The organism is Parvimonas parva, assembly GCF_016552165.1.
GTDB classification, from domain to species: domain Bacteria; phylum Bacillota; class Clostridia; order Tissierellales; family Peptoniphilaceae; genus Parvimonas; species Parvimonas parva.
The window spans coordinates 55,878-67,399 of the sequence record NZ_JACVDA010000003.1; the positions used below are offsets into that span (position 1 = coordinate 55,878).

The 11,522-nt window shown below is 28.1% G+C and carries 12 protein-coding genes; all 12 read right to left on the reverse strand.

All coding sequences use genetic code 11. The annotated features are described in order from the left end of the window. Window positions 1-41: 41 nt before the first annotated feature. The 12 genes from IBJ83_RS01430 to IBJ83_RS01485 all read right to left on the reverse strand — a co-directional run bounded on the left by IBJ83_RS01430 (window position 42) and on the right by IBJ83_RS01485 (window position 11,495). Window positions 42-1,760 (reverse strand): ABC transporter ATP-binding protein, encoded by a 1,719-nt coding sequence (locus IBJ83_RS01430; protein WP_201275097.1) that lies wholly within the window; start codon window positions 1,758-1,760, stop codon window positions 42-44. Beyond that, window positions 1,760-3,496, reverse strand: a complete 1,737-nt coding sequence (locus IBJ83_RS01435) for an ABC transporter ATP-binding protein (protein WP_201275056.1) — start codon at window positions 3,494-3,496, stop codon at window positions 1,760-1,762. The genes IBJ83_RS01430 and IBJ83_RS01435 overlap by 1 nt, the downstream gene beginning before the upstream one ends. A 307-nt stretch (window positions 3,497-3,803) precedes the next feature. Further along, a complete protein-coding gene (locus IBJ83_RS01440) occupies window positions 3,804-4,121 on the reverse strand; it encodes a hypothetical protein (RefSeq protein ID WP_201275057.1) in 318 nt (105 codons plus the stop codon). A gap of 35 nt (window positions 4,122-4,156) precedes the next feature. Continuing rightward, window positions 4,157-5,971 carry a molecular chaperone DnaK gene (dnaK, locus tag IBJ83_RS01445; RefSeq protein ID WP_068471868.1) on the reverse strand — a complete coding sequence of 605 codons (1,815 nt, stop codon included), beginning with the start codon at window positions 5,969-5,971 and terminating at the stop codon, window positions 4,157-4,159. Window positions 5,972-5,987: 16 nt separating this feature from the next. Further along, window positions 5,988-6,515 carry a nucleotide exchange factor GrpE gene (gene grpE, locus IBJ83_RS01450; RefSeq protein ID WP_201275058.1) on the reverse strand — a complete coding sequence of 176 codons (528 nt, stop codon included), beginning with the start codon at window positions 6,513-6,515 and terminating at the stop codon, window positions 5,988-5,990. A gap of 15 nt (window positions 6,516-6,530) precedes the next feature. After that, window positions 6,531-7,565, reverse strand: a complete 1,035-nt coding sequence (gene hrcA / locus IBJ83_RS01455; protein ID WP_333473011.1) for a heat-inducible transcriptional repressor HrcA — start codon at window positions 7,563-7,565, stop codon at window positions 6,531-6,533. 189 nt (window positions 7,566-7,754) lie between these two features. Beyond that, entirely contained in the window at window positions 7,755-8,183 is a 429-nt protein-coding gene (locus tag IBJ83_RS01460) for a flavodoxin (protein ID WP_068471872.1), read from the reverse strand. Between the two features lie 210 nt (window positions 8,184-8,393). Further along, complete coding sequence (locus IBJ83_RS01465) at window positions 8,394-9,119, reverse strand: HAD family hydrolase (protein ID WP_201275059.1); 726 nt, start codon at window positions 9,117-9,119, stop codon at window positions 8,394-8,396. An 8-nt stretch (window positions 9,120-9,127) separates the two neighbouring features. Continuing rightward, window positions 9,128-9,424 (reverse strand): hypothetical protein, encoded by a 297-nt coding sequence (locus IBJ83_RS01470; RefSeq protein WP_068471875.1) that lies wholly within the window; start codon window positions 9,422-9,424, stop codon window positions 9,128-9,130. A gap of 1 nt (window position 9,425) precedes the next feature. Beyond that, entirely contained in the window at window positions 9,426-9,971 is a 546-nt protein-coding gene (locus IBJ83_RS01475) for a class IV adenylate cyclase (RefSeq protein WP_201275060.1), read from the reverse strand. A 1-nt stretch (window position 9,972) separates the two neighbouring features. Further along, window positions 9,973-10,662 (reverse strand): metallophosphoesterase, encoded by a 690-nt coding sequence (locus tag IBJ83_RS01480; protein ID WP_068471879.1) that lies wholly within the window; start codon window positions 10,660-10,662, stop codon window positions 9,973-9,975. A gap of 8 nt (window positions 10,663-10,670) precedes the next feature. Further along, window positions 10,671-11,495: a patatin family protein gene (locus tag IBJ83_RS01485; protein ID WP_201275061.1), complete on the reverse strand. Its 825-nt coding sequence runs from the start codon at window positions 11,493-11,495 to the stop codon at window positions 10,671-10,673. Window positions 11,496-11,522: the final 27 nt, after the last annotated feature.

An 11,522-nucleotide genomic window follows, 5' to 3' on the forward strand; every position in this document is an offset into this window, starting at 1 on the left:
TTAAATTTGATATTTAGGTGCTGTAAAACAGCACCCATATCCTAATAACTATAATTTTCTGTTAAATTAGAATTTCTAATCATAGTATTATAAACTTTAGATTTTTCTAAAAGCTCACTATGTGTTCCTTGAGATTCTATCTTTCCATTTTCCATTACAATTATTTTATCTACATTTTCTATTGACTTCATTCTATGAGAAATTACCAATACAGTTTTATCTTTAATTAGTTTATTTAAACTTTCTTGTATTTTCATTTCGTTTTCAACATCAAGACTTGCACTAATTTCATCAAGTAAAACTATTGGAGAGTTTTTCAAAAATGCACGAGCAATAGAAATTCTTTGTCTTTCTCCACCTGATAACTTACTTCCATTTTCTCCAATCAAAGTATCATACTTATCAGGTAGTTTTTCAATAAACTCTTCACAATTTGCAAGCCTACTTGCCTCTTTTACCTGTTCATCAGTAGCATCTTTATTTCCAAATCTAATATTTTCTAAAATTGAAGTATTAAAAAGTGTAACATCTTGAAAAACTATTGAAATATTTTCAAAAAGACTTTCTGTTTCCACTTCCTTAATATCATTTCCATCTATAATTATCTTTCCCTTATCATAATCATAAAGTCTTGACATCAATCTTAAAACAGTTGTCTTACCACAACCCGATGGTCCAACCAGAGCAGTAACCTCTCCTTGCTTTGCTACAAATGAAATATCATCAATAACTTTATTTTCATTGTATCCAAATTCAACATTTTTAAATTCTATATCAAAATTATTTAATTTTTTAGGCTCTCCTTGTTGAACTTCAGCAGTTCTTAATTCTTTAATTCTTTGTAGATTTGCATCTAAATACATAAGCTCTGCAAGATTTGAAAACATACCGTTTACAGCATCAATTATCTTTGATGCACACATTATATAACCTATTAGATAAAGAATAGACGCCTCACCCTTTAAATATAAAGCCGTTCCAAATAAAATCGTAGCTCCTAAAGTTAAATTTTGTATATTTGTTGAAATACTCAATGGAAGCACCATTTTCCATTCAGCCTTTATATGAATTTTTTCTGAATAGTCAATATCATCATATATTTTTTTAGTAATTTTATCTACTTGTCCATAACTTTTTATCTCTTGTTGTAATTCAATTGATTCTTGGAAATCTTCTGAAATACCTCTCATTATATCATAATATCTTTTATTGCCAACTAGTTGAATTTTTTTAGTAATAAAGATAAAACTCGTACTTATAATAATTGGAATTAAGATGCAAAGAGCAAGTTTAAAACTGGCGAACATCAACATTGCAATTATTAGAATCAAATAAAATATTAATCCAATAACCTTTGGAATAGCATGACTCATTGCATGTTCAATAGTTGAAACGTCTTTCATTATAGTTTGAGAAAGGTCTGAAATATCATGTTTTGAAAAGAAAGAAAGTGGTAAATTTTTCAAAATATTTGCAATTTCAATTCTAAGATTTGCACTTTCCTTGTAAGTTTCATTATATAAATTGTCATATTCAATAGACATAATTACATACATCACGACAAGCATAACTAATATTCCAATGATAAAGAAAACTAGACTATTTGATTTCCCTTCAATAATATTTTGAACAAATATCATAAATAAAATCATTGGTATCATTAAGCTACAATATGATAAAAAAGAAGTAATTGATGCTTTTACAACTCCAACCGTACCTTTATCAGTTAATTGAAATATTCTTTTTAACATTTTCATAATTACATCCTCCATTCATTAGATTTAGAGAATAAATCTTGTAAAAATTTATATCTTCCACCAATTTCCATAAGCTCTTTATCAGTTCCTCTTTCAATGATTTTTCCATTATCTACAACTAAAATCTCATCTACATTTCTTATTGAACTTAATCTATGAGCAATCATAATTACTGTTTTATCCTTCATTAAATTAGAAAAAGCTAATTGTATTTCATGTTCGTTTTCAGGGTCAGATGCAGCCGATGCCTCATCTAAAATTATAATCTTAGCATCTTTTAAAATCGCTCTGGCAATGGCAATTCTTTGAGTTTCCCCACCGGATAAATATACACCTTTTGAGCCTATAACTGTATTTTCACGAGTTTCAAACTTATCTAAAATTTCTTCACATCTGGCAAGCTTTAAAGCATTCATAACCTCTTCGTAACTTGCATTTTCATTTCCAATTTTTACATTTTCAAAAATTGTAGTTTTGAAAAGTTTTGAATTTTGAAAAACAAAAGAAATATTATTCATAATCGCACCTCTTGAATATGAAGAAATATTTTTACCACCTATCAAAATTTCTCCGTCTTCAATATTATAAAAACCGGAAATCAATTTTGCGATAGTTGATTTTCCACCACCTGATGAACCTACAAGCGCATAAGTTTTATTTTCTTCAAGTTTAAAACTTAAATTTTCTAAAATATTTTTTGTGTCATATTTAAAAGTTACATTTTTGAATTCTATATTAAAATTAGAAAATTCTTCTTCGTTCCCATGATTAATATTATTTTTTCCCATTTCCACAAAAATATTTTCCAACTTATCTACTGCTTGAGTCGCCATAAATTGATGCATTCCAACATACATAATTCTCATAAAGCAACCAAATAATGTTCCTACAAAACAAGTAAAGAAAATTAATTTAATCATTATTTCTATATTAGATTGTCCACCGTTTGAGAACATAATCGCAAAAGGAATTACATACGCAGACGCTCCAAGCAAAAGAATTTGAAATATAACATAAGGATTTTTACAAGTTTTACTATAATCATAAGCACATTTAGAATAATCCATAATGGCATCATAAAAAGATTTAAAAGAAAAAATTGACGCTTTAAATATTTTTAAAACTTGCATTCCTCTAACATATTCAACTGCCTCACTATTAACTCTTTCCAATGCCTTATTATACTTATCCATAAATTCAACTTCACCAAACATAAGTTTTGTAAAAATTCCAGCTAAAATTGACAAAATAACAGTAGCAATTCCAAGATATAAATCTACTGCAAACATAATTCCAAATAAAAATATTGGAGTTATAACAGCAATTGTTATATCCGGAATTAAATGCGCAACAATCATATGTGTATCACTCGCATTATTATCTATAATTTTTCTAATTCTCCCTGACTCATTAACATCAAAAAATGCAAATGATGCACTCATCAAATGCTTTATCCCTGCCTTTCTAAGATTTGTTTCCAATCTAAATGCAAATAAATGAGTAAAGCCTAGTGAAACAAAATAAACAAAAGATTGCAAAAGCATAACAACAAAAATGGTAATTGCATAATATTTTGCCTGTGTAAAATCTTTTTTCAACAAAAATTCATTTAAAAACTTATACAAAAACCAATAAGGCAACATTGAAAGTGCAGATGAAATAATACTCGTTATAATAGCAATATAAACAAGATATTTTTTGTCAGGCACATACTTAAATAATTTTTTGTAAATATTCATTTAACCCTCCTAAATTTTTTTATTTGGTATAAAATACCATACAGCAAAAATATTTTTAACTACTCCCATAAAAATATTTTACCTAACGACGTTGTCGTCATTTTAATTTATTATAACACTTTCAATATTGCTTTTCAATATATTTAATATTGATTTTTATTTTTATTTTTAATTTTAAAATATTTTTTAATAATAATGATTTAAAAAAATATAAATAAACAACAAAAAAGACAACCTAATATTTTAAGGTTGCCTTAAAAATTTTAACATATTCTTGGACGCTATTTTACAAAAATTAATTGTCAATTTATTCTTTTATAGAATTTTTTATCTTTTCCCAAAGTTTTAAACGATTAAGAATATTCTCTGATAAGAACTTTTTATTATTTTCATCTAATAAAAATTTATAAATATCTTCTGGAGAAACTTTTTTTATTTTATTTTCACTAACATTTTCTAAATTTTCAAGCTTTCCTTCTGTTGTAAATAAAAACACTTTTCCATCTAAATTTTCATATAGTTTAGCATCAATATCTATATCCCCCTGTTCTACTTGAGTAAAAGCTTTCTCTCCATTTTCATTAATCAAAACATATTCATAAAGCTGAGTTGATTTTAAACACAAAAAAGGTAGCACCTAAGCACTACCTTGATTTTTATCTATTTATTTTCTTCTTCATCTACTACTTCGTAATCAGCGTCAACTACATCATCTTTCTTTTGTTCTGCTCCTTGTGGGTTAGCATTTTGATATAATTTTTCTGAGATTTTGTAGAATTCTTGAGTTAAAGCATCATTTTTAGCTTTAATATCTTCTGTATTATCAGTTGTTAAAGCTGTTTTTAATTCTTCAAGTTTTGAAGTAACTGCTGATTTTTCTTCTTCTGAAATCTTACCTTCTAAGTCTTTTAAAGTCTTTTCAGTTTGATATACTAGAGATTCAGCGTTATTTTTAACTTCTACTGCTTCTTTTTTCTTCTTGTCTTCTTGAGCAAATTGTTCAGCTTCTCTAACCTTTTTGTTGATTTCTTCTTCTGATAATTTTGTTGATGCAGTAATTGTAATCTTTTGTTCATTACCTGAACCTAAGTCTTTTGCATGAACATTTACAATTCCGTTTGCATCTATATCAAAAGTAACTTCGATTTGTGGAACTCCTCTTGGTGCTGCAGGAATACCTGTTAATTGGAATCTTCCTAATGTAGTATTGTCGTGAGCAAATTCTCTTTCACCTTGTAAAACGTGAATATCTACTGCGGTTTGTCCATCAGCTGCTGTTGAAAATATTTGACTCTTCTTAGCTGGAATAGTTGTATTTCTTTCGATTAATCTAGTCATTACTCCACCCATTGTTTCAATACCTAATGACAATGGAGTTACGTCTAATAATAATAAGTCTTTAACTTCTCCAGTTAAAACTCCACCTTGAATCGCTGCACCGATAGCAACACATTCATCTGGGTTAATATCTTTTTGTGGTTCTTTTCCAATTAATTTCTTAACAGCCTCTTGTACTGCAGGAATTCTTGTTGAACCACCTACTAAAAGAACTTTATCAATTTCTGATGCAGTAAGTCCGGCGTCATTTAATGCCTCTCTAACCGGAACTAATGTCTTATCAACTAATGATGAAGTTAATTCTTCAAATTTAGCTCTCTTAATATCCATATTTAAATGAACAGGCGCTCCGTCAACAGCAGTAATGAATGGTAAATTTACATTTGAAGTCATTGTAGTTGAAAGTTCTTTTTTAGCTTTTTCAGCAGCATCTTTTAATCTTTGCATTGCTGTTACATCTTTACTTAAATCTATTCCATTTTCTTTTTTGAATTCTGAAACAAGATAGTTCATTAAAACTTCGTCGAAATCATCTCCACCAAGTCTATTATTTCCTCTAGTAGATAAAACTTCAAAAACTCCATCTCCTATTTCTAATATAGAAACGTCAAATGTACCACCACCAAGGTCAAATACCATTATTTTATGTTGTTCAGTGTCTTTGTCCATTCCATAAGCAAGTGCAGCTGCAGTTGGTTCGTTAATAATTCTCTTAACATTTAAACCTGCAATCTTTCCTGCATCTTTTGTAGCTTGTCTTTGGCTGTCTGTAAAGTAAGCCGGAACTGTAATTACTGCCTCTGAAACAGTTTCTCCTAAATAGCTTTCAACATCTGATTTAATTTTTTGTAAAATCATTGCTGAAATTTCTTCAGGGCTATAATCTTTACCATCAATTTTTACCTTGTAATCTGTTCCCATTTCTCTTTTAATTGAAATGATTGTTCTTCCTGCATTTGTAATAGCTTGTCTTTTTGCAGTTTCCCCTACTAATCTTTCTCCGTTTTTTGTAAAAGCAACTACTGAAGGAGTCGTTCTATTTCCTTCAACATTTGCAATAATTGTTGGTTCTCCACCTTCCATAACAGCTACTGCTGAGTTTGTTGTACCTAAATCAATACCTATAATCTTTGACATAATATTTTCCTCCTAATTATTCACTAACTTTAACCATACTCGGTCTAATTACTTTATCTTTAATTTTATATCCTTTTTCAAAAGTTTCTAATATGACACCACTTTCAACTCCGTCTTTACTTTCAGTCATAACTGCATTATGTAAATTCGGGTCAAAAACAGCACCATCGCTTTCAATTTCTTCCAACATTTCAGTTTTTAAAATTGATTCAAACTGCTCTTTAATCATAATAAAGCCTTTAACTACATCATCATCAACATTAAGATGAATAAATGCTCTATTAAAATTATCTAAAACAGGTAATAACTTCAAAATTAAGCCTTCATTTGCAAGTATAATAGAATTTGACTTTTCTCTTTCAGTTCTATTTCTATAATTTACAAAATCAGCTTGAAGTCTTAAAAGTTGATTTTTTAATTCTTCAATTTCTGAATTTAATTTTTCCTCAACTTCATTAGAAGAATTTTCTTCTAAATTTTCATTAGATACTGTTTCAGTATCTTCTTTAATTTCATCTTCTAAAATTTCTTTATTTTCTTCCAACTATTTCGCCTCCCGTCATTTTAAAATATCATTCATTCTATCATTTAAACTTAACATAGTTGATATTATCTTTTCATAATCCATTCTAGTTGGACCAATAACAGCTATCTTTCCTTTACTACCATTTCCTAAATCATAAGAAGTAGCAACAATGGTATTATCATTTAAAAAGTCTTTATTATTTTCACTTCCGATACTAATATAAATTTCATTTCCATTATAACTTAAAAACAAATCTTCCAATTCATTTTTATCTTCTAAGAAATGAATAAGTTCTTTAGCCTTATTCATATCCCTATACTCCGGAAAATTAAATATATTTGAAATACCTTCAAGCTCAATATCAGACTTTTCAGTTTTTGAAACCTCTTTTTCTATCAAGTCGGAAACTTCTGTAATAAATGGAATTTTTGAAACAAAAGTAAGTTTTAAAAACTCTAATCTTTCATTCAAATCAGATACTTTAACATTTATCAAATATTTCTTTAAATAAAATATCAGTTCTTGTAAAATTTCTTCATTAATACTGTTTTTAACATCAAAAACGGTATTAACAACTTTTCCTGTGTCAAAAACTAAAACCAAAACATAATAATCTCCACTTATATTTATAACATCAATACTCTTTACAGAACAATCCATATAATCTGTAATCATAGTTGCCGTTATACATTCTGTAACCTCAGAAATTATCTTCGCAGATTCTTTAAAAATCTTATTTTTTTCATTAATATGCTTTGCCAGAACGTCAATTCCATACATATTTTTTGAAATTTCGTCAAAATGTGAAGATAATAAATAATTAACATAATGTCTATAAGCCTTATCCGACGGAATCCTACCGGAAGATGAATAGGCCTTGTTTAAAAAACCAAGCTCTTCCAAATCACTCATTTCATTCCTAACAGTAGCTGAACTTATTCCCATATCATATTGTTTGGAAATTGTCCTTGACCCAATAGGCTCAGAAGTACTGATATAACTATCTATTATGGCATATAAAATTTTCAATTTTCTATCATCAAGCATTTTATCACCTCTTTTTAGCACTCAACCTCTTAGACTGCTAACAATATTATATTACTATTATTCCCCTATGTCAAGTTTTAAAACAAATTTATTTAAAATTTATTTAAAATTTATTTAAAATTTATTTAAAATTTATTTAAAATTTATTTAAAATTTATTTTCATGCACAAAAAAAGTAGCCCTAAGGCTACCTTTAAATACCTATTTAACTTATGCTTTAGCGATTTTTTCTCCAAATGCTACACAGTCATCTTCGTCTTCTGGTGTTGGACAATCATATACGCAAAGAGGTTCAGCTACGATTTTAGCTCCAACTCCTTCACATCTAACTTTCCAGTCTTTCATCCATTTTTGTCCTTCGTTCCATTCATAAGAACCGAATAAAGCAATCTTTCTTCCGTTTAATTCTTCTTCAACTTCTTCAAACATTGGTTCGAAACTTGATTCTTCAAGAACTTCATCTCCCATTGCTGGACAACCAAATGCAACTAGGTCGAAATCATTTAACATATCTGCTCCAAAATCATCACAGAAAATTACTTCAACTTCTGAACCTGCGTTTTCAATTCCTTCGGCGATACAATCAGCCATTTTTTCAGTATTACCTGTACCTGACCAATATACAACTGCTACTTTCATTTAAAAGTCCTCCTTAAATTTTAACTAACAAAGTAAAAGTGTATTGTATTTAAAAGTAAAATACAATACAATTAAATTTTCAACAATATTAGTTTTATTGTAAATTTAATTAATAATTTTTACAAGATAATAATAACAATAATCTAAAATTTTGTCAACTATTTTAAAAATTTTTATAATTAAAATAATTTTATTTTAATACTATATAAATTATAAAGTTACTACATCTGCCTTTAGTTTATATATAACGTCTTTTCTCTCAACGATTATATTTACTTTTTTTGAAAGTTCTTCATCATTTTTTATTTTTTTCAATAATCTTTTTGACGGATTAATCGTATAGGCATTTCCAAATCTTCTAAGCATTGATAAATCTCCTGTTGTATCTCCATAAGCAAAAGATTTTTCAATATCTATATCATACTTCTCAATCAGTTCTTTACAAACTCTATCTTTATTTTCACTATCCCACATCGGAAGAATTTCACCATTAAATTTTCCATTTTCATCGTATAGATACTTTGTAGCTCTATATTCTGTAATATCATATTTCTTAGCCATTTCTTCAACTAAAAAGTCCGGACTTCCAGAAACAAAAAATATTAAATGACCATTCTTTTTATGAAATTCTAATTGATTTCTTGAAAAAAGATAAACTCTTTCACACACTTTTTGAACAGATTGTTCAGCTATAAACTTATTATATTCAATGTCAAAGCCTTTTAAATCTGTAATATATTTTTCAGCAAGTGCCTCAATATAAGCATCATAAGCCCCATATCTATTAACATATTCCATATATAATTGCTTTACATCATTGACCCAAATGCTCTCATCTAAAATTTCATATTTTATAAGTCTTTTAAAATGTTCAATCATCAAAGATTCTCTCGCAATAGTTCCGTCAATGTCAAAAAAACTGGCTATATTAGACATACAATCACCTACTTTTTCCTAAAGTTCATAAGTATTAAAGCATAGAAAAGCGAAACCACTCCACTTGTACCTATAATCATTGCATAATACAATGAATTAAGTCCTCTTGGAGTTATAATATTTGTCCAACCATCTGCTAAAAATACTGTTCCTGTTATTATTAAAACAAATGCAGGAATAAACTTTAAAAATCTATATTTTGCTCTGCTAAGCAAATAAGTTACAAGCATTCCAACAAATATCGCAAGCAACACGATAACAACAGACACTCTTTTTTTCAATAAAATTTCAAATAATTCCTTCATACTAAACCCTACTTTCTAATTCTTCTTTAAGTTCCGGTAAAGATTTAAGACATACATTGTCTTTGCTTATTTCCAACAAATCTAAAACTTCACACAAATCATCATAATGAGAAACCTCTATTTCCATATAAGGATATGGATAAACCTCCTTATCCCAAACATCAATATCTATATGTGCTTTTTTAAATGAATATGAAGTTCTAAACTTTTTCTCAATATCTAACTTATCATATCCCAAAAATTTTAAAATCTTTAGCATTTCAGAGCTATTTTCCAAAGGTACATTGTATTCATTAAACTCTTTAAGAATTTTATTTGCCTTATGTTCTTTGTAAGTAAGTTCCGAATTTATTTCTTTTCCATTTTCATCTAAAAATTTTCTAATTCTTAAAAAACTTCCCCTTGGAATACAATCAAACTTCGAAGAAGATAATCTTATATTCTCCTGATTTTCAGTTCGTAAAAACTTTGCGCCTAAATTTTTTAACTTTTCTTTTACTTCTTCAACATCTATATTTAAAATCTTAACTTCTAACTCTTTTTCCATTTTATCTCCTAATAAGTCTTGGAATAAATTTTAAGTAATCGGCAGAAAGACAATGAAACTCTATACCATCAACAACCTCATCAACAACATTATTTAACGAATGTGCGTGTAAATGCCCATATAAAACAATTTTTATATTATGCTCTTTTGCAAACAATCCAAAGTCATTAAGTGTTCTGTCCTTTTCTACCGGTGGATAATGGAAAAGACAAATTATTTCCTTTTCCTTATTTTTAACAGAATTGAAACTAAGCTCTAACCTCATAAGTTCTCTATTATAGATTTTTCTGTCCGTACTTTCAGAAAATTCAGAGGACTTTGGAGAAAGCCAACCTCTTGTTCCGATAAAGACATAATCTTCAGTTTCAATACTATTATTTTGTAAAAAAAACATATTTTTTAAATTTAATTCTTTTATCTTATTTAAACTACTCCACCACAGGTCGTGATTACCTTTTAAAAAAATCTTTTTTCCTGGAAGTTCTTCAATTCTCTTTAAATCATTATAAGCCTCTTCAATCTTCAAAGCCCAAGAAATATCACCCGGAACAATAACATAGTCATCGTCCTTTACAATTTCTTTCCAAGATTTAAACATTCTTTCTTCATAGTTTTCCCAAGCGGAGCCAAAAACCTCCATTGACTTATCTCCAGTATAATCTAAATGCAAATCAGATAAACCGTATATCATTCTATCTCCTAAACAAATTTTTTAACATTTTCAATACTTTGACTTGCAACCATATATCCCTCTTTATACAAATCGACAACATCTTGCATATTAGTTGTAAACGACTTAAATTTTAAAGGATTAATAGGTGCAAAAACAATAGCTTTTTCATCTTTTTCTAAGCTATCAATTAAATCCATAGTCTTATTATATCTATCTTTTTCATTTTCCATTGATTCTATAAATTTCGGATAATCTTTATAACCAAATCTTACGATATCACTAATATCAGAATTTGTTCTTCTGTATCCTCTATTTTTGGCAAGTAAAATCACAAATTTTTCATAACCTTTTTCAATCGCCCTTTCAAGTGGATTCGTATTATACATTCCACCGTCAAAATATGGAATTCCATCAATCACAACACATTTTGCCATATCAGGAAGAGCAGAAGATGCTATTATCTTATCAACCATATCTAAAGTATTTTTAGCATCTTTTGATGAAAAGAATTTATAACTACCATCAATCAAAGAAGTAACACCTGCCTCAAATTCAGTTTCAATATTTTTATCAAATTCAGGAAAATCAAAAACTCCATTAACCATAGCTTTTAAATCTATCGGCTCTGATGAATTTTTTAAAATTTCCATATTATTTGCAAATTCTAAAAATAATTTATTAACATCAAAAGCAATACCACTAACAAATTCAAAACCTGTAATTGCTCCGGCAGATACGCCGACAACATAAGGAAATTTAATTTCATTTTCTTTAAAACAATCCAAAACACCTTTCAAAAAGGCACCTCTCATTGCTCCACCTTCGATTACTAATGCAACTTTATTTTCCATAAAAAACTCCTTATTTTTTAAAATAAT